Here is a 22,698-nt window from a genome sequence, read left to right as displayed (position 1 = left end):
TCGGTCGTGTCGCTTGGCGTGTTCGGTAGGTCTTGGCTATGCCGCATCGTCATCAGTCGTTGTTCCCTGCCACGATGCCCATTACGGCCATGCGCACGGCGATGCCGAAGGTCACCTGGTTCAGGATCACCGATTGCGGGCCGTCGGCCACGGCGGAGTCGATCTCCACGCCGCGGTTCATCGGGCCCGGGTGCATCACGATGGCATCGGGCCTGGCCAGCGCCAGGCGTTCCGGTGTCAGGCCGTACGCCTTGAAGTATTCCTGCGCGGACGGCAGCAGCGCGCCGCTCATGCGTTCGTTCTGCAGCCGCAGCATGATGACCACGTCGACGCCCTTGAGCCCCTCTTCCATGTTGTGGAAGACGCGCACGCCCATCTGCTCCAGGGCAGACGGCAGCAGCGTGCGCGGGCCGATGGCGCGCACTTCGGGCACGCCCAGCGTGGTCAGCGCGTGGATATCCGAACGCGCCACGCGCGAGTGCAGGATGTCGCCGACGATGGCAACGGTCAGGTTGGTGAAGTCCTTTTTGAAGTGCCGGATCGTGAACATATCCAGCAGACCCTGCGTCGGGTGCGCATGGCGGCCGTCGCCGGCGTTGATCACGTGCACATGCGGCGCGACGTGCTCGGCGATCAGGTAGGGCGCGCCTGAACTGGCATGGCGCACCACGAACATGTCTGCGGACATGGCCGACAGGTTGTTGATGGTGTCGAGCAGCGACTCGCCCTTGCTGGTCGACGACGCATTGATGTTCAGGTTGAGTACGTCCGCCGACAGCCGCTTGGCCGCGATTTCGAAGGTGGTGCGGGTGCGGGTGGAGTTCTCGAAGAACAGGTTGAACACGCTCTTGCCGCGCAGCAGCGGCACCTTCTTGACATCGCGGTCTGAGTCGGACAGCGATACGAACTGGCTGGCGGTATCGAGGATGTGCGTGATCATGTCACGCGACAACCCCTCGATCGACAGCAAATGCTTCAGTTCGCCGTTCTTGGTGAGCTGCGGGTTGCGGAACGTCTTGGTCATGGCAGGTCGGGCGCGGGCAAAAAACGGGGTGGTCTGGTCTCGTGGCAGGCGCCAGGCGCGCTACAGTGCAATGCAGCGCCTGGCAGGCAAACGCCGGCTCAGCCGGCGGCAGTGTCGGTAGGTTCGGTGGCGAAGGCAAAGCGCGCGTCGGCGCCCTCGCCCTGGCGCGACAGCACCAGCGTCTTGCCGCGCGGCAGTTCGATCTCGGCGGCCACCAGGTCGGCGGCGATCGGCAGCTGGCGCCCGCCGCGGTCGGCCAGCACGCCCAGCGCAACGCGCGCCGGACGGCCGTAGTCGAACAGTTCGTTGACGGCGGCGCGGATGGTGCGGCCGGTGGCCAGCACGTCGTCGATCAGCAGGATGTTGCGGTCTTCCACGGCAAACGGCAGCGTGGTCGGCTGGGCCTGGCTGTGCAGGCCCTTCTTGGCGTAGTCGTCGCGATGGAAGGCGACGTTGATCACGCCATGCTCGGGCAGGTTCAGGTCCGCGGCCAGGCGCGCGGCGATCCATGCGCCGCCGGAATGGATGCCTGCCACAGACCAGCGTTCACGCTCGGCGTCGGGGATCAGGGCGCGGGCCTGGTCCAGCAGCTTGCGGTACAGCGCCTCGGCGTCGGGTGCGGAAATCTGCGTCATAGCGGGAATTGGTCGAAATACTGTTGCAGGATGATGCGCGCGGCTTCGGCGTCGAGTTCGCCGCGGCGCGCGCCGGCCATCGAGGCGGCGCGCGAGGAATAGCGCTCGTCCACCCATTCCACCGGCAGGTTGAAGCGCCCGTTGAGCTGGTTGCCGAAGCGCCGCGCCAACCGCATCATCGGCTGCTCTTCGCCGTCCGGGTTGACCGGCATGCCGACGATCAGCTGCACCGGGCTCCATTCCTGGATCAGCGCGCCCACGGCCTCGAAGCGGCCTTCAACGGTAATATTGGGCAGGATGGTCAGCGCACGCGCCTCGCGCGTGATGAAGTTGCCCAGCGCGACGCCGATCTTTTTCTCGCCGTAGTCGAATGCCAGGACCGTGCCGTCGCGGGGCAGTTCGCGCCCCACGGCGTCAGGCATGCCCGGCCTCGCCCGACAGCATGTTGACGTCGACGCCCAGCAGGCCGATGGCCGCGGCAAAGCGCCCTTCGGGCGGCACGCTGAAGATGATCTCGGGATCGGCCTGGACGGTCAGCCAGCCGTTGCGGCTGAGTTCTTCTTCCAGCTGGCCGGCACCCCAGCCGGAATAGCCCAGCGTCAGCAGGAAGCGGTGCGGGCCGCTGCCGTTCGCCACGGCTTCCAGCACATCCTTGGAGGTGGTCATTTCCAGCCCGCCCGGCACCGCCAGCGACGAGACATAGACGCCGACCGGGTCGTGCAGCACGAAGCCGCGCTCGGTCTGCACCGGGCCGCCGAAATAGACCGGCTGGTGCGCCACTGGCTGGATTTCAAGCTTGAGGTCGATCTTGTCGAACAGCGTGGCCATGTCGATGTCGATGGGCCGGTTGATCACCAGCCCGAGCGCGCCACGCTCGTTGTGTTCGCAGATATAGACGACGGAACCCGAAAAGGTCGGATCGGCCATGCCAGGCATGGCAATCAGGAACTGATTGGTCAGATTGATGGGTGCTTCGGGCTTCGCCATGCCTTGCATTTTATCAAATCGCCGGGGGTCTTCCGGAAAAGATTGGCGGGCGTTGCAGTGCAGCAATGGGCGCCCGCGCAGGGCCGCTTGCCGGGAATTACGGACCGATGATACGGCCCTTTGGTCATGCCTTGCGGGTGAGCGCCGCGAGTTCGTCCGCCGTCAGCCAGCGCCATTCCCCTTGCGCCAGTTCCGGATCCAGTTGCAGGCTGCCGAGCGCGCTGCGATGCAGGGCGCTGACGTGATTGCCCGCGGCGGCCACCATGCGCTTGACCTGATGGTACTTGCCCTGCAGGAGGGTCAGGCGCAGGCTGCGTTCGCCGGTGATCTCGCAGGCTTCTGCGGCGATCGGCGCGGGTTCGTCCAGCAGCTGCACGCCTGTGACCAGTGCCTGGGCCTGTTCCGGCGTGACCGGCTCAGCAGTCGTCACTTCATAGACCTTGGGCACCTTGCGCTTGGGCGAGGTCTGGGCGTGGATGAACTGGCCGTCATCGGTCAGCAGCAGCAGGCCGGTGGTGTCGTGGTCGAGCCGCCCCACGGCCTGGACCTCGCGCTGGCGCAGCGGCACCGGCAGCAGGTTGTACACGCTGGGATGGTGGCGCGGTCGCTGCGAGCACTCATAGCCGGCGGGCTTGTTCAGCATCAGGTAGGCCTTGGTGCAGGCGATCCACTCCTCGCCATCGACGGTCAGGCGCAGGCCGTCCACCTCGAACTGGGCGCGCGGATCCTCGCACAGCGCGCCGTTGACTTCGACCAGCCCGGCGGCGACCAGGTCGCCGCAGTAGCGGCGGGTGCCGAAGCCCTGGGATTGGAGAATACGGTCGAGTGTCATGTGCTTTGTTGCTGTAATCGTTGTTTGGGTGGCAGATCGGTGCCGAACCGCTATGTTAGGGTATTGGCGCGACGCATCTCCGCGACAAGCCATTTGCCGGCATCATTGCGCGCATTCCTTCGACTCCGTCAGGCAGCGCGCATGCAGCCAGCAGACCCTTCGGCATCGGGCCGCAGACATTACCGTATCGGCCAGGATTTCGAGCGCGGGCTGGTCTGGTTCCGGCGCGACCTGCGCGCCAGCGACCACGCGGCGCTGCATTATGCCCTCAGGCATTGTGCCCGGGTGTGGTGCGTCTTCGTATTCGACCGCGACATCCTCGACCCGCTTCTGGCGCGCGGCCTGCAGGCCGACCGGCGCATCGAATTCATCCTCGAGTCATTGCGGGAACTGGCCGAGACGCTGACAGCGGCTGGCGGCGGGCTGATCGTGCTGGACGATCGCGCCGTCGACGCCGTTCCCGCGCTGGCGCAAGCATTGGACGTCCAGGCGGTCTTTGCCAACCACGACTACGAGCCTGCCGCCATGGCACGCGATGACAGCGTGCGCCAGGCGCTGGCGGCGCAGGCGCGCGCGCTGTTCACGTTCAAGGACCAGGCCATCTTCGAGCGCGACGAGATCCTGAACGGGCAGCGCAAGCCCTTCTCGGTGTTCACGCCCTACAAGAATGCCTGGCTGCGGACCGTGCAGCCGTTTGACCTGCGCCCGTATCCGATCGACCCGTACCTGCATGCGCTGGCGCCCGCGCCGGCAGCATATCGCCAGCCGTTGCCGACGCTCGAACAGCTTGGCTTCCGCACCAGCAACCTCGCCGAGATCGCCATGCCGACCGGCGCCGCCGGTGCGCAAGCGCTGTTCGAGGAATTCACCGGGCGCATCGGCGACTACGGCCGCCGCCGCGACTACCCTGCCCTGCGCGGTCCCAGCTACCTGTCGGTGCACCTGCGCTTCGGCACCATCTCGATCCGCACGCTGGCGCGTACCGCGCATGAAGCGGTGCTGCGCGGCGGCGCGGACAGCGCGGGCGCGGCGGTGTGGCTGTCCGAGCTGATCTGGCGCGATTTTTACTTCATGATCCTGCACCATCATCCGCGCGTGGCCGGCGGCGCGGCCTTCCACCCGGCCTACGACCAAATCCGCTGGCAGGACGGCGAAACCGGTGAGCGCTATTTCCACGCCTGGTGCGATGCCGCCACCGGCTATCCGCTGGTCGATGCCGCCATGCTGCAAATCCGGCAGAGCGGCTATATGCACAACCGGCTGCGCATGGTCACGGCCAGCTTCCTGGTCAAGGACCTGGGCGTGGACTGGCACCGCGGGGAGCAGTACTTTGCCGACCTGCTCAATGATTTCGACTTGTCCGCCAACAACGGCGGCTGGCAATGGGCGGCGTCGACCGGCTGCGACGCGCAGCCGTGGTTCCGCATCTTCAACCCGGTGACTCAGTCGGAGAAGTTTGACCCGCAGGGGCGCTTTATCCGCAAGTACCTGCCACAGCTGGCGGCGTTGCCCGACAAGTACCTGCATGCGCCGTGGACCGCCCCCGACCATGTGCTGGCGGATGCCGGCGTGCGACTGGGCGAGGACTACCCGCGCCCGCTGGTGCAGCATGACGTGGCGCGCAAGGAAACGCTGGCGCGGTATGGGGTGGTGAAGGAAGGCGGCAAGCGCAGCGCCGCCGGCATGGAACAGGACGACCCGGACGAGTGAACGCCGGAGGCGACCGCTCAGGCCGCCAGCATCGCGCTTTCGCGATAGTGCCGCTGCGCGTCCTCGAAACGCTCGGTTTCCTCGAACAGCCGCGCCAGCGCCAGGTGCGTGCGCACGCGCAGCCGGCGCTGCTGGTCGATATCGGCATACTTCAGCGCTCGCTCGAAGCTGGACTGGGCCTTGCCCCACAGCTTCTCGCCCAGGCACAGCACGCCCAGCGTGTAGTAGAGGTCGGCATCGGCGGGATGCCCGGCCAGCCATTTCTCGGCCTGCTGGATCTGCGGCAGCGCATGGCCGGGCACCGCGCAGTCGGCGTAGCGCAGCACCAGGCGGCTGTCCCAGTTGAACTTGAGCGCGTCCTCGATGATGCGGCGGGCTTCGTTCTGGCGGCCCAGCGCGGCAAAGTAGCGCGCGGCGGGCTCGGCGATGCGCGTGGCGCGGCGCTCGTCGGCGGACAGCGAGCGCCAGAATTCGCCGAGGGCGTCGGCATCGTGGCGGCGCTCGTCAAGCATGGCCTCGACCGCCATCTGCTTGAGCCGCAGCGCCAGCACCGGATGCAGCGCGTTGCGCTTCTCCAGCGAGCGCGCCAGGCGCAGCACTTCGGACCAGTTCTTCAGGTGCTGGTGCGCGCGCAGCGCGATACGCTGCACATGGATCTGGCGCGCGCCCTGTGCCTGCAGCTGGGCGATCGTTTCCAGCGCGCCGTCGGCGTCGCGGGCATCGACCAGCAGTTCGGCCATCGACACCAGGCGTGCCTGCTCGCGCTCGGGATCGGTGACCTGCGACATCCAGGCATCGCGCCGCTCGGTCTCCTGCATGCGGTGCGCGGCGCGCGCGCCGATCAGCGCGGCGGTCTGGGCCTGGTCTTCCCAGGACTGGGCCTCGCGCGCGCAGCGCTCGGCGCGGGCGAAGCGGCCGGCGAACAGGTTCTCGATCGACTCGCGCAGCGCCGCCTGCGCCTTGTTCATACGGCTGCGCTCGCGGTAGGCGGCGGCGCGGCGCGGCATTTCGGACAGATGTCGGATGGTGGACATCACCGTCCAGACCACGAAGAACACCAGCAGCAGCAAGGCCAGCGCCAGGTTCAGCGACAGCTCGACGCGGTACGGCGGATAGAACAGCACCACATTGCTGTGGTTGAACTGCGTGAACAGCGCCAGCCCGACGGCGCCGCCGAACAGGACCGCAACCCAGAACAGAAGGCGCATTGGGCTTACTCCTTCTTCAGGGCGTTCAACGCGCCCAGGCTCTCGGACATGGTCGGCAGCTGCACCGTCACCGCGCCTGCCTGTGCCTGCCTGAGCAGGGTCAGCACGCCCTGCACGCGGCGCGACTTGGTGTCGAAGTAGCGGCCGATCATCGCCTGCGCGGCGGCGAGGTCGTTGCGGAACACCGGCTCGTTGCGCGACAGCAGTGCCAGCCGCGCATTGAGCAGGCGCAGCTTGACGTTCTCGCGCAGGAACCAGCCCTGGTCGCCGGACAGCAGCAGCGCTTCCGCATCGTCGACCTTGCGGATGCGGACTACCTGCGCCATTTCGTCGCGCAGGTAGGTCCACAGGCGGGAGAACCAGCCGTTGGTGGCAGCCGCCGCCGGGGCGCTGGCGCCGCCCTTGCCGGCCGCGCCCTCCTTGCGGGCATCGGCCTCGGTGCGTTCGAGCATGCGTTCGCTGGACAGCAGCGGCAGCGCGTCGACCTGGTTGATGGCTTCGTCCAGCTTGATCGCGGCGCCGGTCAGGTCGGTGTCGGGCACGGCCTTCATGCGCGCGATGTCGCGGGCAATGGCTCGGCGCAGCAGGTTGTACTGCGGCTTGTCGGTGCGCGCCAGGCGCGCGTCGGCGCTTTGCAGCGCGGCCAGCGCAACCTGCACGTTACCGGTCAGCTGCAACTGCTGGCCGGCGTTGGTCAGCAGTTGCTGGATCTCGGCGATTTCCCAGTCGTCGCGGTTGCGCATCAGATCCTGGTAGACCTGCTCCAGCGCCACCTGCTTGTCGCGGGTCTCGCCGACCTGGTTTTCGAGCGCGCCGACCTTGGCCTGCAGCTCCTTGACGGTGTCTTGCGCATTGCGCGTCAGCACGCGCGACTCCTGCACCAGCGCGTCGTTGCTTTGCTGGCGCCGGGCCAGTTCGCCGGTCAGGTGGTCCACGCGCTGCTGCAGCCACCAGAAGCCGCCGGCGGTGGCAACCACCAGCACGGCCACCAGGGCCCACAGCGCCGCGGGCTTGCGCGCGGCAGCGTGCTGGCCGGCGGAGGAAGCGGGGGCGCCGGGGCCCGGAGCGGGCGCGGAGGCCGCCGAGGCCGCAGCGGGCGGCGGTGTAGCGGAGGAGGACGTGGTTTCTTGCGTCACGCGTTCGACCTTCGTTGACGTTGCGGGGACTGCGACAGCCGGCGCTGGCGCCGGTGCCCCGGCGCGCACCGGGCTGGTGTCTGTTATCGCGCCAGCGCGGCCGGATGCACCCGATACACCGGCAGCTTCCGGCGCAGCCGCCACCGGCACCGGACCGGCGTGGGCATCGGCCCATTGCAGGCACGCCGCGAGCAGGCCGGCATCGCCCGGCGCGGCACGCAGGATATGGCTGAAGCCCAGTGCCAGCGCTTGTTCGGCGATTCTCGCATGCGGCGCGATGCACTGCACCTGCCGCAGGCCGGCATTTTCCCGCGGCGAAAGGTGTTGACGCGCGAGCGTGTCGAGGTTACGCACGGCCTCTGAGCTGGTCAGCAGCCATACATGGGGCGGCGCGCCGGCCTGCACGCTGTCGCGCACGGCCTGCCATTGCATCGCGCCGGGCTCCGGCAGCGTGCGCCGGTAGGCCTCGACGGCCTCGACCTGGGCACCGGCTTCGCGCAGGCGGTCGCCGAGCCAGTCGCGGCCGCCGTTGCCGCGGACGATCAGGACGGGCTTGCCGGCGAGCGTGGCGGGATCGAGCTGGGCCCACAGCGCCTCGGAATCGAAGCGCGGGCCTTCGGCGTCGTGGTTCGGGTCGTGGTTGTGATGGCCGCTTTCGCTGGCGTCATCGGCGCCCTGCCCGTTCCCTGCGGCGCCGGCCGGCGCGATCACCCGGCAGGTGGGCGGCGCGATGCCACGCTCGGCCAATGCGGCCACGCTGGCCGGACCAACCACGGCGGCCGGCACCTGCGCCGGCCATTGCGCCGTGGCGGCACCCTGCACGCCGGCCAGCGCATCCAGCGCATGGGCAATGGCGTTGGGACTGACAAAGACCACCAGCGCAAACTGATCGAGCCGCGCCAGGGCCGCGCGCAGCGGCGCGTCGTCGGCGGCCGGGCCGATCGCCAGCAGCGGAAAGCTGAGCACGTCCAGACCCGCGGCCTGCAGCGCCTCGGTCAGTTGCCGGGACTGCCCGGCGGGTCGTGTGACAACGACGGTCGGGCGGGGCATCGGTCAGCCTCAGGCGGGAGGTTGCGTGCCGGGCGTGCCGGGCGAGGCGGCGGCGGGATCGGCGAGCGCGGCGAGGATCGCTTCGGCGCCCTGCGCCAGCAGGTCGCGCGCGCAGGCCTGGCCAAGGGCTTCCGCGGCGCGCAGGTCGGTGGCCGGGCCGGCAACGGCGGCGCGCAGGCCGCGCGTGCCGTCGGGCATGCCGACAAAGGCGTCGAGCCTGAGCTGGTCGCCGTCCCAGTATGCGTGGGCCGCCAGCGGTACCTGGCACGAACCGTTCAGCATGCGCGCCACGGCGCGCTCAGCGGCCACGGCCAGCAGCGTCGGCTGGTGGTTGAGCGGAGCCAGCCAGGCGGCGAGCTCGGGGCGATTGGACGGGATCTCGATGCCAAGCGCACCCTGCCCGGCCGCGGGCAGCGACGACTCAACGGGGATCACCGCGCGGATGCGGTCATTCAGGCCCAGGCGCTTGAGCCCCGCGGCGGCCAGAATGATGGCGCCATATTCGCCCCGGTCAAGCTTGCCGAGCCGCGTGTCGAGGTTGCCGCGCAGCGGCTTGACCACCAGGTGCGGATAGCGGGTGCGCAGCAAGGCCTCGCGGCGCAGGCTGGAGGTGCCGACCACGGTGCCGGGCGGCATCTCGTCGAGCGAGGCAAAGCTGTTCGAAACCAGTGCGTCGCGCGGGTCCTCGCGCTCCATCACCGCGGTCAGCGCGAAGCCGGGAGGCAGTTCCATCGGCACATCCTTGAGCGAATGCACCGCCAGGTCCGCGCGGCCTTCGTCCATCGCGAACTCCAGTTCTTTGACAAACAGACCCTTGCCGCCGACTTTCGACAGCGTACGGTCTAGAATCTGGTCTCCGCGCGTGGTCATGCCAAGAATGGACACGTCACACGCGGGATAGTATTGTTGCAATGCAGCACGCACATGTTCAGCCTGCCACATGGCCAGACGGCTCTCGCGGGAGGCAATGACGAGCTTTTGCGGAAGGTTGCTAGACACGACAGCGGTAGAGGAAGACGGGATGGCGGATGCTTGCATCCGTGAATGTTAGCACGCGACCCAATAGCCGCTCCGCACCAATATAGATAAGCAGACGAGGAGATTGCATGACGCAGCACGCTGCGCGCCCCACTGGCCGCAAGACCGCCGCTTCGGGCGCTTCGGGCACATCCGCCGGCGCTTCGGCCGCGAAGGATCCGGCCGCCGGCTTGGGTGAAGCAAACGGCGCATCCGCCACCAAACCGACCCGCACGGCCCGCCGCCGCAGCGGCACCGAAGGCAGCAGCGGCGCCACCTCACGCACCGCGAAGCGCGTCTCCAAACCCCAGCTTTCCATCGTGTCGAGCAACGGAACCACCATCGCGGCCGCCGTCGGCCGCCGCACCCCTGACAAAGACCTGCCGCTGCGCGAGGACATCCGCTTCCTGGGCCGCCTGCTGGGCGAATGCCTGCGCGAGCAGGAAGGCGACGCCGCCTTCGAGGTGGTCGAAACCATCCGCCAGACCGCGGTGCGCTTCCGCCGCGAGAACGACCGTGCCGCCGGCGCCGAGCTGGACCGCCTGCTCAAGCGCCTGTCGCGCGACCAGACCAACCAGGTGGTGCGCGCGTTCAGCTATTTCTCGCACCTGGCCAATATCGCCGAGGACCAGCACCACAACCGCCGCCGTCGCGTGCATGCGCTGGCCGGCTCGCCGCCGCAGGCCGGCAGCCTGCAGCACGCGCTGGAGAAGATCGACGCCGCCGGCGTTACTGGAAAGCAGCTGCGCAACTTCCTGGACGAGGCGCTGATCGTGCCGGTGCTGACCGCGCACCCGACCGAAGTCCAGCGCAAGAGCATCCTGGACGCCGAGCGCGAGATCGCCCGCCTGCTGGCCGAGCGCGACCTGCCGACGACCGCGCGCGAGCGCGAGCACAACACCGCCCAGCTGCGCGCCAAGGTCACCACGCTGTGGCAGACCCGCATGCTGCGCGACGCGCGCCTGACGGTCGGCGACGAGATCGACAACGCGCTGTCTTACTACCGCACCTGCTTCCTGCGCGGTATCCCGCAGCTGATGACGGAGCTGGAAGAAGACATCGCCGCAGTGTTCCCGACCACGCGCAAGCGCAAGGGCACCCCGGGCACGCAGCCCACGCCGCTGGCGCCGTTCCTGCAGATGGGCTCGTGGATCGGTGGCGACCGCGACGGCAATCCCAACGTGACCGCCGAGACCCTGGAACACGCCTCCAGCCAGCAGGCCCAGATGATCCTGGACTGGTACCTGGATGAAGTCCATGCGCTGGGCGCCGAGCTGTCGATGTCGACGCTGATGGTCGATGCCAGCCCCGAACTGCTGGCGCTGGCCGAGCGCTCGCCCGATATTTCCGAGCATCGCGCCGATGAACCGTATCGCCGCGCGCTGATCGGCATCTACGCGCGCCTGGCCGCCACCTGCAAGACGCTGACCGGCCACGCCGCGCCGCGCCGCCCGGTGGCGCCGGCCGAGCCCTATGACAGCGCCGAAGCCTTCGCCGCCGACGTGCAGGTGGTGATCGACTCGCTGCGCGAGAACCACGGCCAGGCGCTCGCAGGTGCGCGCATCGACGCGCTGGCGCGTGCCATCGGCGTGTTCGGCTTCCACCTGGCGTCAGTCGACATGCGCCAGGTGTCGGACGTGCACGAAGCCGTCATCGCCGAGCTGTTCGCCGCCGCCGGCATCGCCCCCGACTACGCCGCGCTGCCCGAGCAGCGCAAGCTGGAGCTGCTGCTGGCCGAGCTGCGCCAGCCGCGCCTGCTGACGCTGCCTTGGCACGAGTACTCCGAGCAGACCCGCAAGGAACTGGCGATCTTTGCCGCCGCGCGCGAGCTGCGCAAGCGCTACGGCAAGCGCATCGCGCGCAACTACATCATCTCGCACACCGAGACGCTGTCCGACCTGGTCGAGGTCATGCTGCTGCAGAAGGAATCCGGCATGCTGCAAGGCACGCTGGGCAGCAAGACCGATCCGGCGCGCATGGAACTGATGGTGATCCCGCTGTTCGAGACCATCGAGGACTTGCGCAACGCCGCCGGCATCATGCAGTCGCTGCTGGACCTGCCCGGCTTCGATTCGGTGATTGCGCACCATGGCGTCGAGCAGGAAGTGATGCTCGGCTACTCGGACTCCAACAAGGACGGCGGCTTCCTGACCTCCAACTGGGAGCTGTACAAGGCCGAGCTGGCGCTGGTGCAGCTGTTCGAGGAGCGCAAGGTCAAGCTGCGCCTGTTCCACGGCCGCGGCGGCACCGTCGGCCGCGGCGGCGGCCCGACCTACGACGCCATCCTGTCGCAGCCGCCGGGCACGGTCAACGGCCAGATCCGCCTGACCGAGCAGGGCGAGATCATCAACAGCAAGTTCGCCAACGCCGAGATCGGCCGGCGCAACCTGGAGACGGTGGTCGCGGCCACGCTGGAAGCATCGCTGCTGCCGCAGCAGAACGCGCCCAGGGACCTCGACATGTTCGAGGCGGTGATGCAGCAGCTGTCCGACCGCGCCTTCACGGCCTACCGCGACCTGGTCTACGAGACCCCGGGCTTCAAGGACTACTTCTTCGCCACCACGCCGATCACCGAGATCGCCGACCTGAACCTGGGCTCGCGTCCGGCCTCGCGCAAGCTGATGGACAAGAAGCACCGCCGCATCGAAGACCTGCGCGCGATCCCGTGGGGCTTCTCATGGGGCCAGTGCCGGCTGCTGCTGCCGGGCTGGTACGGCTTTGGCAGCGCGGTGAAGTCGCTGCTGGACCGCGCGCCGGACGACAAGGCACGCAAGTCCGCCGTCACCACGCTGCGCCGCATGGTCAAGACCTGGCCGTTCTTCTCCACGCTGCTGTCCAACATGGACATGGTGCTGGCCAAGACCGACCTGGCGGTGGCTTCGCGCTATGCGCAGCTGTGCGACGACGCGGCGCTGCGCCGCAATGTGTTCAACCGCATCAGCAAGGAATGGCACCTGACCAGCGAGATGCTGGCGCTGATCACCGGGCACCAGGACCGGCTGGCGGACAACCCGCTGCTGGCGCGGTCGATCAAGAACCGGTTTGCCTACCTGGATCCGCTGAACCACTTGCAGGTGGAACTGCTCAAGCGCTACCGGGCCGGCAAGGACGGGGATGATATCCGCGTACGGCGGGGGATCCACCTGACGATCAATGGGGTGGCGGCTGGGTTGCGCAATACTGGCTGACGGCAATCGCGGGACCGCCGGTTTGCTCCCCTCTCCCGCTCGCGGGAGAGGGGAGCAAACAATCGGCGAGCGTTGCCCGCTTCAGCCGACAAACGCCCCCGGCACCGGATCCTCACCCAGCGCATGCAGCAGCACCGCCCAGTGCATTGCCTCGTCCCCGAGGATGCTGCCAGCGGCCCTGGTCAGCTCGCGGTTGTGGAAGTTCGGCAGCACGCCCAGGTAGGCCGCGGTCGCGCCCTTCTCCAGCCCCGCGGCAAAGCGCAGCACATCGGCCTGGTTCTTCAGGCTCTCGGTCGGGAACTTGTATTCCGACGCCTTCTTCGCCATCACCGGCGTGCCACCCAGCTTCGACACCGTCCCGGCCAGCACCTGCGCATGGGCCTTGTGGTGGTCCTGGAACTTGACCGCGGTGGCGAGCACCGGCTTCTGCAGCAGCCCGCTCTCGGCGCCGACCTGGTAGGCGGCAATCGCCTGGTACTCCAGCCCCAGAGCGGTATTCAGGATATTGATGTCGTCCTTGGTGCTGCCCGACTGCGTCTGCGCCCACGCCGGCATCGACTCGCCGAGCGTGATGACGGCCAGCGAGCCGAGCGCGAACAGGCCGGGCGCCTTGAGCAAGCCCCGCCGGCGCGCATCCGGCAGCGTGACGATGGTCCCGGCCTCGCGCGCGGGTTTCTGTGACATGCGGTCCATGGTGTTCTCCTGTGACGGATGACAACGTGGCGCCCCGTTGGCGGGGGTGCCTGGCTTGCGCCTGTCACTTCTACGCACGCGCCGCGCGTTTGGATGCGGCGCTACCTATAATCCGGCAAAGCTCCCTTGCAAGGACCCGTCCCGGTGCCGCCCTCCCCCCAGCCGTCTTATGCCGCGCCCGCCGGTCCCGACCGGCTGGAGGCGCTGCTGCAGGCCGTGGCCGTGGGCGACCGCCAGGCACTGCGCGGCCTCTATGACCTCACCGCAACGAAACTGTTTGGCCTCGCGCTGCGTATCACTGGCAGGCGCGATTGGGCGGAGGATGTCGTGCAGGAAAGCTTTGTCAGCATCTGGCACCACGCCGGCGACTATCGGCCGCATCTGGCCGCGCCGATGACCTGGATGACAGCGATCGTGCGCAACCGGGCGCTCGACAGCCTGCGCCGCGCCGCCGCCGCGCGCGTTGCGCAGACCGTCGAGCTGGAAGAAGACCTGGGCGAGTGGCTGGCCGATGACGCCGCCGGCCCCGCCGAGCTGGCCGATGCCAGCCAGCAGGCGCGCGCGCTGAACCGCTGCCTGCAACGGCTGGAGCAGGCGCAGCGGCAGGCGATCGTGCTCGCGTACCTGCACGATCTGAGCCATGCCGAGCTGGCGGCACGGCTGCGCGTGCCGCTGGGCACAGTCAAGTCCTGGGTGCGCCGCGGCCTGGAGCGGCTGCGCCACTGCCTGGAGGCGGCGACATGAAACTGGCCGCCCATCCCGAGCTGCTCGATCGCCTTGCCGCCCAGTACGCGCTTGGCGTGCTGCGCGGTGGCGCGCGCCGGCGCATGGAACACCTCGCGCGTGAAGAGCCGGCGGTGCACGCCGCCATCCTGCGCTGGCAGGACCGGCTGGCCGGCGTGTCCGAGTTGCAGGCCACAGCGGAACCGGTCGACAAGGTCTGGTGCGGCATCGAAGCCCGGCTGGGCTGGAAGCCGCCCGTTGAGGCCCTCAAGCCTGCCAGGCCCGCTGAAGTCGCGGCGGCCGGCTGGTGGCAGCGGCTGTGGTCGGCTCCGGTGTTCTGGCGCGGCGCCGCGGCGGCAATGGCCGTGGTGACAGTGCTGTCGATCGGGATCGGCATGCAGGTGGCGCAACAGCGCGAGGCCGCGCCGGCCGCGGTCATCGCCGTGCTCAACGACGACCAGGCCCAGCCCGCCATGCTGGTGTCCTGGGATGCGGGCGCGCGCAGCCTGATCGTGAGGCGCCTGGATCACGTAAAGCTGAGCGAGCAACAGGTGCTGCAATTGTGGGCCCTGCCCGCCGGCGGCAAGCCGCGCTCGCTCGGCGTGATCGGCCGGGCGCCGCAGGTCCGCCTGGCGATGGCAGCCCCCCCCGCCGCAGTGCCGGCCCTGGCGGTCAGCATCGAGCCGACTGGCGGCTCGCCCAATGCCGACGGGCCGAGCGGCCCGGTGGTGTTCAAGGGGCCTGTGCTCCACAGCCCGCTGTAACCGGCGGCCGGCCGGCGCCGCCATGCCCCTGGCGGACGATATAATCCCGTTTTTCCCAAATTCTCCAACTGCCTCGCGCCCCGGCGCCCGCCAGCCGCGAGCCAAATGCAGCCGACGTCCATGTCCACCTCCCAACTTGCCAAGAAAGGCGAAGCCTGGTCCGCCCGCTTCTCCGAACCGATGTCCGACCTGGTGAAGCGCTACACCGCCTCGGTGTTCTTCGACAAGCGCCTGGCCCTGTTCGACATCCAGGGTTCGCTGGCCCACGCGGCCATGCTGGCCAAGCAGGGCATCATCGCCGAGGCCGACCGCGCCGAGATCGAGCGCGGCATGGCCCAGATCAAGGGCGAGATCGAGGCCGGCAGCTTCGAATGGAAGCTGGACCTGGAAGACGTCCACCTGAATATCGAGGCGCGCCTGACCGCGCTGGTCGGCGATGCCGGCAAGCGCCTGCACACCGGCCGCTCGCGCAATGACCAGGTCGCGACCGACATCCGCCTGTGGCTGCGCAGCGAGATCGACAACATCATCGCGCTGCTCGGCGCGCTGCGCGTGTCGCTGCTGGACCTGGCAGACAAGAACGCCGACACCATCCTGCCGGGCTTCACCCACCTGCAGGTGGCGCAGCCGGTCACCTTCGGCCACCACCTGCTGGCCTACGTGGAAATGTTCACCCGCGATGCCGAGCGCATGGCCGACTGCCGCAAGCGCGTCAACCGCCTGCCGCTGGGCGCCGCCGCGCTGGCCGGCACCAGCTACCCGATCGACCGCGAGTTCGTGGCGCAGCAGCTGGGCTTTGACGGCGTCTGCCGCAATTCGCTGGACGCCGTGTCGGACCGCGACTTCGCCATCGAATTCTGCGCCGCCGCCGCGCTGGTGATGACGCACGTGTCGCGCTTCTCGGAAGAACTGGTGCTGTGGATGAGCCCGCGCGTGGGCTTTATCGACATCGCCGACCGCTTCTGCACCGGCAGCTCGATCATGCCGCAGAAGAAGAACCCCGACGTGCCCGAGCTGGCGCGCGGCAAGACCGGCCGCGTCAATGGCCACCTGATCGGCCTGCTGACGCTGATGAAGGGCCAGCCGCTGGCTTACAACAAGGACAACCAGGAAGACAAGGAGCCGCTGTTCGACACGGTCGACACCGTGGTGGACACGCTGCGCATCTTCGCCGACATGGTGCCGGGTATCACCGTCAAGCCGGAAGCGATGCGCGCCGCCGCGCTGCAGGGCTACGCCACCGCCACCGACCTGGCCGACTACCTGGTCAAGAAGGGCCTGCCCTTCCGCGACGCCCACGAAGCCGTGGCCCACGCCGTGCGTGCCTGCGACAGCCGCCAGTGCGACCTGGCCGACCTGACCGTGGCCGAGCTGCGCGACGTGTCGGGCCTGGGCGACAAAGCCGCGCTGATCGGCGACGATGTGCATGCCGTGCTGACGCTCGAGGGCTCGGTCGCCGCGCGCAACCATGTCGGCGGCACCGCGCCGGACCAAGTGCGCGCTGCCATTGCCGACGCACGTACGGCACTGAAAGGCTAACCACTTCGGAGGGGGCACCGGCAAGCCGAAACGGGAGCACAACTCCCGTTTTTTTGTTTGTGTGTGCCAACGCACCGACTTCTGTTGTTTATTGCGCAAAGCAGGGAACGACAGGCTACGTTCGACATGCCATAAAGGGCGAATTCGGGCCGTTTTTGCACAAGATTGGTGCAAAAACACCGAAAAATGTGATTCACTGGGGATTCACCCTAAAGATGCAGGGCGGGTAGCGCCGTAGACTATCGCGCCACCCCTGTATCCCAAAAATCCCTAGGACGATCACATGTCTTTCCTTATGAGGATCTCGCGGCTTATCGACGCCGTGAACGAATTCTTCGGGCATTGGGCGAAATGGCTGATCCTGCTTGCCGTACTGGTCTGTGCAGGCAACGCCATCATTCGCTACACCTTCAGCGTCAGCTCCAATGCATGGCTTGAACTGCAGTGGTACATGTTCGCGGGGGTGTTCCTGCTGGGTGCCCCTTACACGCTGATGCGCGACGAGCATGTGCGCATCGACGTCATCGCCGGTCGCTTCTCCGAACGCACTCAGGTCTGGATCGACATTTTCGGCTTCCTGCTGTTCCTGCTGCCGATCTCACTGATCATCCTGTGGCTGTCGATCCCTTACTTCTGGCTGTCGTATGCCGGGCATGAGATGTCCGGCAACGCCGGCGGGCTGATCCGCTGGCCCGCCAAGTTCCTCATCGTAGCGGGCTTTTTCCTGCTGATCCTGCAGGGTCTGTCCGAGCTGATCAAGCGCTTTGCCTACCTGAAGGGCGAACTGCCGTTCTCCGCCTTCCGCAAGCACGCGGTCGATCCGGCGCTGGAGATCGCCGCAATCGCGCAAGCCAACCAGACCGGCCCGTCTGAAAAACAATAAGAGGCGCGCACGATGACGCAATTCCTGATCGCGAACATGGCCCCGATCATGTTCGCCTCCCTGGTCGTATTCCTGCTGTCGGGCTTCCCGATCGCGTTCGCGCTTGCCGCCAATGGCCTGCTCTTCGCCTTCATCGGCATCGAGCTGGGCATGCTGCCTCCCGAACTGCTGCAGGCGCTGCCCAGTCGACTGTTCGGCATCATCGAGAACGATACGCTGCTGGCGATCCCGTTCTTCACCTTCATGGGCCTGATCCTGGAACGCTCAGGCATGGCCGAGGACCTGCTCGACACCATCGGCCAGCTGTTCGGCCCGATCCGCGGCGGTCTCGCCTATGCGGTGATCTTCGTCGGTGCGCTGCTGGCGGCAACCACCGGCGTGGTGGCTGCTTCGGTGATCTCGATGGGCCTGATCTCGCTGCCGCTGATGCTCAAGTACAAATACGACAAGCGGCTGGCCTCGGGCGTGATCGCCGCGTCGGGCACGCTGGCGCAGATCATCCCGCCGTCGCTGGTGCTGATCGTGCTGGCCGACCAGCTGGGCCGCTCGGTCGGCGACATGTACAAGGGCGCCTTCGTACCGGGACTGGTGCTGACCGGCCTGTACATGGGCTATGTGCTGCTGATCTCGCTGATCAAGCCGGCCGCAGTGCCCGCGCTGCCGATCGAGGCCCGCACCTTCCGCGAGCCCAGCGGCAAGAGCGGCGCGGCTTCGGTACTGGTGCTGACCGCACTGTCCGTCGCGGTGGGCGTGGCCGTTGACATGCTGTACAAGCCCGAGGCACCGCTGGACGAGCGCCTGGTGATCTCGGTGGGCGCTGCGATCCTGTTCGCCTTCGTGCTCGCGGTCATCAACAAGGCGCTCAAGCTGAACCTGCTGTCACAGATGGCGGAAAAGGTCACCTTCGTGCTGATTCCGCCGCTGGCGCTGATCTTCCTGGTGCTCGGCACGATCTTCATCGGCGTCGCTACGCCGACCGAAGGCGGCGGCATGGGCGCACTGGGTGCGCTGATCCTCGCCCTGCTCAAGCGCCGCCTGGACCTCGGGCTGACACGACAGGCAATGGAGGCGACGCTGAAACTGTCGGCCTTCGTGATCTTTATCCTGATCGGTGCGCGGGTGTTCTCGCTGACCTTCTACGGCGTGGACGGCCATGTCTGGGTGGAGCACCTGCTGACCGCCTTGCCCGGCGGCCAGGCCGGCTTCCTGGTTGCGGTGAACGTACTGTTCTTCCTGCTGGCGTTCTTCCTCGACTTCTTCGAACTGGCTTTTATCCTCGTGCCCCTGGTTGGCCCTGTGGCGGACAAGCTTGGCATCGACCTGATCTGGTTCGGCGTGCTGCTGGCGGTGAACATGCAGACTTCGTTCATGCACCCGCCGTTCGGCTTTTCGCTGTTCTACCTGCGCTCGGTGGCGCCGCGCGAGGTAAAGACCGCCGATATCTACTGGGGCGCGGTGCCGTTCGTGGTCATCCAGTTGATCATGGTGGCGTTGATCATCGTCTTCCCGGGCCTGGTCACCACCGGCGGCCACAAGGCCCAGGACCGCAGCGTGACGCGCGACCTGAGCATCGACCTGGACAGCGCCAGCCCCAGGCCATCGGCGCCGAGCCTGTCGGTGCCGGCCCCGGCCGGGCAAGCGGGCGGCGGCGAAGGTCTGGAGTTGCCGGCCCAGCCAGCTACGGAGAGCGAGCCGTCGGCGCCCCAGTTCGAGTTCGAGAAAAAGAAGAACTAGAGCCGGCATCGTTCGGATCCGCAAGGCCCAAAAGCCCCGCAAGCGCTGCGGGGCTTTTTTCTTTCGCGCATTGCGAATCGGCTTATCGACCAGCATGCCGGCACGGCGCAGACTGCTCTCACCTCCACCCACCTGCAAGGGAGCCGTGCCCATGGACATCATTGCCTTGCGTTCTTCCGGCAGGCGGCGCGCGATGGTTCGACGCTCTACCTGTCCGCGCTGACCGTGGGGGAGTTGCGGCGCGGCATTGCGCTGATCCGCCATCGCGGCGACATGGCGCAGGCCGAGGCGCTGGAGCAATGGCTGACGGCCGTGCTGCAGGACTTCGGCCGGCATGTATTGCCGGTCGATGCCGATGTCGCCCAGATATGGGGGCGGCTACGCGTGCCGCGCCCGAAGCATGCGCTGGACAAGTTCATTGCCGCGACGGCGCTGATCCATGACCTGACGATCATCACGCGGAATGTGGGGGATTTCAGCGGGACGGGGGTGGAGTTGCTGAATCCGTTCAGCTAGAAAGAAAACGCCCCGCATGCGCGGGGCTCATTCCTGTGCCGGACTCGCTTGCTTCAGGCCACCTGCTTCACGCAGTCGACGAAGTAAGCCTTCTTGCCGTCGACCTCGTCCTCCACCAGACCGTGGATATCGGTTTCGAACCCCGGGAACAGCTTGTTGAACTCGCGTGCGAACTTCAGGTACTGCACGATGGTGCGGTTGAAGCGCTCGCCCGGGATCAGCAGCGGGATGCCCGGCGGGTACGGCGTCAGCAGGATCGCGGTGACGCGGCCTTCGAGGTCATCGACCGGCACGCGCTCGATCTCGCGGTGCGCCATCATGGCCCACGCATCCGACGGCTTCATCGCCGGTTCCATGTCCGACAGGTACATCTCGGTGGTCACGCGCGCCACGTCGTTGGCCTTGTACACGCTGTGGATCGCATCGCACAGGTCACGCAGGCCCATGCGCTCGTACTGCGGATACTTGCCGACGAACTCCGGCAGCACGCGCCACAGCGGCTGGTTCTGGTCGTAGTCGTCCTTGAACTGCTGCAGCTCGGTCACCAGCGAGTTCCAGCGGCCCTTGGTGATGCCGATGGTGAACATGATGAAGAACGAGTACAGGCCCGTCTTCTCGATGATGATGCCGTGCTCGGCCAGGTACTTGGTGACGATGGCCGCCGGGATGCCGCGCTCGCTGAACTCGCCATCAACGTCCAGGCCCGGGGTGATGATGGTGGCCTTGATCGGGTCGAGCAGGTTGAAGCCATCGGCCAGGTCGCCGAAGCCGTGCCAGCGCTCGTTGGCCTTGAGCATCCACTCTTCGCGGTCGCCGATGCCGTCTTCGATCAGGGCCTCCGGGCCCCACACCTTGAACCACCAGTCGCCGTTGTTGCCGGCATCGTAGTCGCCCTCGACCTTGCGCATGGCGCGGCGGAAGTCCATCGCCTCCTGGATGCTCTCTTCCACCAGCGCGGTGCCGCCCGGTGCTTCCATCATCGCCGCCGCCACGTCGCACGAGGCGATGATCGAGTACTGCGGGCTGGTCGAGGTGTGCATCAGGTACGCCTCGTTGAAGCGGTAGCGGTCCAGCTTGCGCGTCTCGGAGTCTTGCACGAGGATCTGCGAAGCCTGCGACAGGCCCGCCAGCAGCTTGTGCGTGGACTGCGTGGCGAACACCAGGGCGTCCTTGCTGCGCGGGCGATCGCGACCGATCGCGTGCATGTTGTGATAGAAGTCGTGGAACGCCGCGTGCGGCAGCCAGGCTTCGTCGAAATGCAGCGTGTCGATCTCGGCCGCCAGCATTTCCTTGATCTGCTCGGCGTTGTACAGCACGCCGTCGTAGGTGCCCTGCGTGATCGTCAGGATGCGCGGCTTCTGGTTCTTGGCCTTGCTGGCGAAGGGGTGCGCGGCGATCTTGCGCCGGATCGTTTCCGGATCGAACTCGCTCTTCGGGATCGGGCCGATGATGCCGTAGTGGTTGCGCGTCGGCATCAGGAACACGGGGATCGCGCCCGTCATCATGATCGCGTGCAGGATCGACTTGTGGCAGTTGCGGTCCACCACCACGATGTCGCCCGGCGCCACGTTGGCGTGCCACACCATCTTGTTCGACGTCGAGGTGCCGTTGGTGACGAAGAACATGTGGTCCGAGTTGAAGATACGCGCGGCATTGCGCTCGGACGCGGCCACCGGACCGGTGTGGTCGAGCAGCTGGCCGAGTTCGTCCACCGCATTGCAGACGTCGGCGCGCAGCATGTTCTCGCCGAAGAACTGGTGGAACACCTGGCCCACCGGGCTTTTCAGGAACGCCACGCCGCCCGAGTGGCCGGGGCAGTGCCACGAATACGAGCTGTCCTGCGCGTAGTCGATCAGCGCCTTGAAGAACGGCGGCGCCAGCGTATCGAGGTACACCTTGGCTTCGCGGATGATGTGGCGCGCCACGAACTCGGGGGTGTCCTCGAACATGTGGATGAAGCCGTGCAGCTCGCGCAGGATATCGTTGGGGATATGGCGCGAGGTGCGGGTTTCGCCGTACAGGAAGATCGGCAGGTCCGAGTTGCGGCGGCGCACTTCGGCAACGAAGGCGCGCAGCTTTTCGATCGCGGCAGCTTCCGGCTGATCGTCGCTGCTCACGAACTCATCGTCGTCGATCGACACGATAAAGGTCGAGGCGCGGCTGGACTGCTGCGCGAACGACGTCAGGTCGCCGTAGCTGGTCAGCCCCATGACCTCCATGCCCTCTTTCTCGATCGCCTCGGCCAGCGCGCGGATGCCCGAGCCGGAGATGTTCTCGGAGCGGAAGTCTTCGTCAATGATGATGACGGGGAAGCGGAATTTCATCGGGCATCCTTGATGGAAAGCAGGACATAAAGGACTTGAGCCACATGGCCGGCAGGGGTTCCCCTGCGACGGCGACATGTGGCTCTCACGTCAGGTCTTGGCACCCCGCGCGGCTATCGCGGAGCGGCCGTTCCGGCAAACGCCGGCATTGTAATGCGATCAGGTCTTCGGCAGTGTGACACCATGCTGGCCCTGGTACTTGCCGCCCCGGTCGGCGTACGAGGTCTCGCAGACTTCGTCGCTCTCGAAGAACAGCACCTGCGCACAGCCTTCACCGGCGTAGATCTTGGCGGGCAGCGGCGTGGTGTTGGAGAACTCCAGCGTCACATAGCCTTCCCATTCCGGCTCGAACGGGGTCACATTGACGATAATGCCGCAGCGCGCGTAGGTGCTCTTGCCCAGGCAGATGGTCAGCACGCTGCGCGGGATGCGGAAATATTCCATCGTCCGCGCCAGCGCGAAGGAATTCGGCGGAATGATGCAGACATCACCCTTGAAGTCCACGAAGGACTTCTCGTCGAAGTTCTTCGGGTCGACGATGGTGCTGTTGATATTGGTGAATATCTTGAATTCATCGGCGCAGCGGATGTCGTAGCCGTAGCTCGAGGTGCCGTACGACACGATCTTGCGCCCGTCGGCCTCCCGGACCTGGCCTGGCTCGAACGGCTCGATCATGCCGTGCTGCTCCGCCATGCGGCGGATCCATTTGTCGGATTTGATGCTCATAGAGGTTGG

The 22,698-nt window shown here is 67.2% G+C and carries 19 protein-coding genes; 8 read left to right on the top strand and 11 right to left on the bottom strand.

Annotation, left to right across the window (positions count from 1 at the left end; genetic code table 11):
- Positions 1-52 precede the first annotated feature (52 nt).
- The 5 genes from ACAD63_RS04165 to ACAD63_RS04145 all read right to left on the bottom strand — a co-directional run bounded on the left by ACAD63_RS04165 (position 53) and on the right by ACAD63_RS04145 (position 3,478).
- Positions 53-1,024 carry an aspartate carbamoyltransferase catalytic subunit gene (locus ACAD63_RS04165; protein ID WP_135705764.1) on the bottom strand — a complete coding sequence of 324 codons (972 nt, stop codon included), beginning with the start codon at positions 1,022-1,024 and terminating at the stop codon, positions 53-55.
- Positions 1,025-1,122: 98 nt separating this feature from the next.
- Positions 1,123-1,659, bottom strand: coding sequence for a bifunctional pyr operon transcriptional regulator/uracil phosphoribosyltransferase PyrR (gene pyrR, locus ACAD63_RS04160; protein WP_434033455.1), 537 nt, complete (start codon positions 1,657-1,659; stop codon positions 1,123-1,125).
- Positions 1,656-2,081, bottom strand: coding sequence for a Holliday junction resolvase RuvX (gene ruvX / locus ACAD63_RS04155; protein WP_133092474.1), 426 nt, complete (start codon positions 2,079-2,081; stop codon positions 1,656-1,658). The genes pyrR and ruvX overlap by 4 nt, the downstream gene beginning before the upstream one ends.
- Entirely contained in the window at positions 2,074-2,646 is a 573-nt protein-coding gene (locus ACAD63_RS04150) for a YqgE/AlgH family protein (RefSeq protein ID WP_041681585.1), read from the bottom strand. The genes ruvX and ACAD63_RS04150 overlap by 8 nt, the downstream gene beginning before the upstream one ends.
- Before the next feature lie 124 nt (positions 2,647-2,770).
- On the bottom strand, positions 2,771-3,478 hold the full coding sequence (locus ACAD63_RS04145) for a 16S rRNA pseudouridine(516) synthase (RefSeq protein WP_195427263.1): 708 nt from the start codon (positions 3,476-3,478) through the stop codon (positions 2,771-2,773).
- A 141-nt stretch (positions 3,479-3,619) separates the two neighbouring features.
- Between ACAD63_RS04145 and ACAD63_RS04140 the strand changes: the two genes are divergently transcribed.
- The gene (locus tag ACAD63_RS04140) at positions 3,620-5,188 is read left to right on the top strand and encodes a cryptochrome/photolyase family protein (RefSeq protein ID WP_434033454.1); all 1,569 of its coding nucleotides are present in this window, start codon (positions 3,620-3,622) and stop codon (positions 5,186-5,188) included.
- 17 nt (positions 5,189-5,205) lie between these two features.
- Here ACAD63_RS04140 and ACAD63_RS04135 read toward each other — a convergent pair whose 3' ends face one another.
- From ACAD63_RS04135 to hemC, 3 genes are read right to left on the bottom strand one after another with little or no spacing between them, the layout of a single operon-like run.
- Positions 5,206-6,396: a heme biosynthesis protein HemY gene (locus ACAD63_RS04135; protein WP_133092477.1), complete on the bottom strand. Its 1,191-nt coding sequence runs from the start codon at positions 6,394-6,396 to the stop codon at positions 5,206-5,208.
- Between the two features lie 5 nt (positions 6,397-6,401).
- On the bottom strand, positions 6,402-8,582 hold the full coding sequence (gene hemDX, locus ACAD63_RS04130) for a fused uroporphyrinogen-III synthase HemD/membrane protein HemX (protein WP_434033453.1): 2,181 nt from the start codon (positions 8,580-8,582) through the stop codon (positions 6,402-6,404).
- 9 nt (positions 8,583-8,591) lie between these two features.
- Entirely contained in the window at positions 8,592-9,620 is a 1,029-nt protein-coding gene (gene hemC / locus ACAD63_RS04125) for a hydroxymethylbilane synthase (protein ID WP_135705773.1), read from the bottom strand.
- Positions 9,621-9,688: 68 nt separating this feature from the next.
- On the opposite strand from hemC, the gene ppc reads away from it, so the two are divergent.
- Entirely contained in the window at positions 9,689-12,787 is a 3,099-nt protein-coding gene (gene ppc, locus ACAD63_RS04120) for a phosphoenolpyruvate carboxylase (RefSeq protein WP_434033452.1), read from the top strand.
- An 81-nt stretch (positions 12,788-12,868) separates the two neighbouring features.
- Here the strand turns inward: ppc and ACAD63_RS04115 are convergent, their stop codons facing one another.
- Positions 12,869-13,480, bottom strand: coding sequence for a ferritin-like domain-containing protein (locus tag ACAD63_RS04115; protein ID WP_205751635.1), 612 nt, complete (start codon positions 13,478-13,480; stop codon positions 12,869-12,871).
- A 144-nt stretch (positions 13,481-13,624) separates the two neighbouring features.
- On the opposite strand from ACAD63_RS04115, the gene ACAD63_RS04110 reads away from it, so the two are divergent.
- From ACAD63_RS04110 to ACAD63_RS04085, 6 genes are all read left to right on the top strand, one after another.
- Entirely contained in the window at positions 13,625-14,224 is a 600-nt protein-coding gene (locus ACAD63_RS04110; RefSeq protein WP_135706304.1) for an RNA polymerase sigma factor, read from the top strand.
- The gene (locus ACAD63_RS04105; RefSeq protein WP_434033451.1) at positions 14,221-14,967 is read left to right on the top strand and encodes an anti-sigma factor; all 747 of its coding nucleotides are present in this window, start codon (positions 14,221-14,223) and stop codon (positions 14,965-14,967) included. Before ACAD63_RS04110 ends, ACAD63_RS04105 begins: the two co-directional genes overlap by 4 nt.
- A 120-nt stretch (positions 14,968-15,087) precedes the next feature.
- A complete protein-coding gene (argH, locus tag ACAD63_RS04100; protein WP_135705779.1) occupies positions 15,088-16,506 on the top strand; it encodes an argininosuccinate lyase in 1,419 nt (472 codons plus the stop codon).
- Positions 16,507-16,789: 283 nt separating this feature from the next.
- A complete protein-coding gene (locus ACAD63_RS04095; protein WP_133092484.1) occupies positions 16,790-17,389 on the top strand; it encodes a TRAP transporter small permease subunit in 600 nt (199 codons plus the stop codon).
- A 12-nt stretch (positions 17,390-17,401) separates the two neighbouring features.
- Complete coding sequence (locus ACAD63_RS04090; protein WP_195427255.1) at positions 17,402-19,123, top strand: TRAP transporter large permease; 1,722 nt, start codon at positions 17,402-17,404, stop codon at positions 19,121-19,123.
- A 132-nt stretch (positions 19,124-19,255) separates the two neighbouring features.
- Entirely contained in the window at positions 19,256-19,639 is a 384-nt protein-coding gene (locus tag ACAD63_RS04085) for a type II toxin-antitoxin system VapC family toxin (protein ID WP_434033962.1), read from the top strand.
- Between the two features lie 53 nt (positions 19,640-19,692).
- On the opposite strand, the gene ACAD63_RS04080 is transcribed toward ACAD63_RS04085, so the two are convergent.
- Positions 19,693-21,963, bottom strand: coding sequence for an arginine/lysine/ornithine decarboxylase (locus ACAD63_RS04080; RefSeq protein WP_135705784.1), 2,271 nt, complete (start codon positions 21,961-21,963; stop codon positions 19,693-19,695).
- Between the two features lie 159 nt (positions 21,964-22,122).
- Positions 22,123-22,689, bottom strand: coding sequence for a dCTP deaminase (gene dcd / locus ACAD63_RS04075; protein ID WP_029046089.1), 567 nt, complete (start codon positions 22,687-22,689; stop codon positions 22,123-22,125).
- Between the last annotated feature and the right edge of the window lie 9 nt (positions 22,690-22,698).

It is taken from the genome of Cupriavidus sp. a3, from assembly GCF_051015765.1.
GTDB classification, from domain to species: Bacteria; Pseudomonadota; Gammaproteobacteria; order Burkholderiales; family Burkholderiaceae; genus Cupriavidus; species Cupriavidus oxalaticus_A.
This window is presented reverse-complemented; position numbering and strand designations above follow the sequence as displayed.

Bases quoted from the DNA above. Each gene is read 5' to 3' on its own strand.
- ACAD63_RS04165 (WP_135705764.1), bottom strand. From the start codon at position 1,024: ATGACCAAGACGTTCCGCAACCCGCAGCTCACCAAGAACGGCGAACTG.
- pyrR (WP_434033455.1), bottom strand. From the start codon at position 1,659: ATGACGCAGATTTCCGCACCCGACGCCGAGGCGCTGTACCGCAAGCTG.
- ruvX (WP_133092474.1), bottom strand. From the start codon at position 2,081: ATGCCTGACGCCGTGGGGCGCGAACTGCCCCGCGACGGCACGGTCCTG.
- ACAD63_RS04150 (WP_041681585.1), bottom strand. From the start codon at position 2,646: ATGGCGAAGCCCGAAGCACCCATCAATCTGACCAATCAGTTCCTGATT.
- ACAD63_RS04145 (WP_195427263.1), bottom strand. From the start codon at position 3,478: ATGACACTCGACCGTATTCTCCAATCCCAGGGCTTCGGCACCCGCCGC.
- ACAD63_RS04140 (WP_434033454.1), top strand. From the start codon at position 3,620: ATGCAGCCAGCAGACCCTTCGGCATCGGGCCGCAGACATTACCGTATC.
- ACAD63_RS04135 (WP_133092477.1), bottom strand. From the start codon at position 6,396: ATGCGCCTTCTGTTCTGGGTTGCGGTCCTGTTCGGCGGCGCCGTCGGG.
- hemDX (WP_434033453.1), bottom strand. From the start codon at position 8,582: ATGCCCCGCCCGACCGTCGTTGTCACACGACCCGCCGGGCAGTCCCGG.
- hemC (WP_135705773.1), bottom strand. From the start codon at position 9,620: ATGCAAGCATCCGCCATCCCGTCTTCCTCTACCGCTGTCGTGTCTAGC.
- ppc (WP_434033452.1), top strand. From the start codon at position 9,689: ATGACGCAGCACGCTGCGCGCCCCACTGGCCGCAAGACCGCCGCTTCG.
- ACAD63_RS04115 (WP_205751635.1), bottom strand. From the start codon at position 13,480: ATGGACCGCATGTCACAGAAACCCGCGCGCGAGGCCGGGACCATCGTC.
- ACAD63_RS04105 (WP_434033451.1), top strand. From the start codon at position 14,221: ATGAAACTGGCCGCCCATCCCGAGCTGCTCGATCGCCTTGCCGCCCAG.
- argH (WP_135705779.1), top strand. From the start codon at position 15,088: ATGTCCACCTCCCAACTTGCCAAGAAAGGCGAAGCCTGGTCCGCCCGC.
- ACAD63_RS04095 (WP_133092484.1), top strand. From the start codon at position 16,790: ATGTCTTTCCTTATGAGGATCTCGCGGCTTATCGACGCCGTGAACGAA.
- ACAD63_RS04090 (WP_195427255.1), top strand. From the start codon at position 17,402: ATGACGCAATTCCTGATCGCGAACATGGCCCCGATCATGTTCGCCTCC.
- ACAD63_RS04080 (WP_135705784.1), bottom strand. From the start codon at position 21,963: ATGAAATTCCGCTTCCCCGTCATCATCATTGACGAAGACTTCCGCTCC.
- dcd (WP_029046089.1), bottom strand. From the start codon at position 22,689: ATGAGCATCAAATCCGACAAATGGATCCGCCGCATGGCGGAGCAGCAC.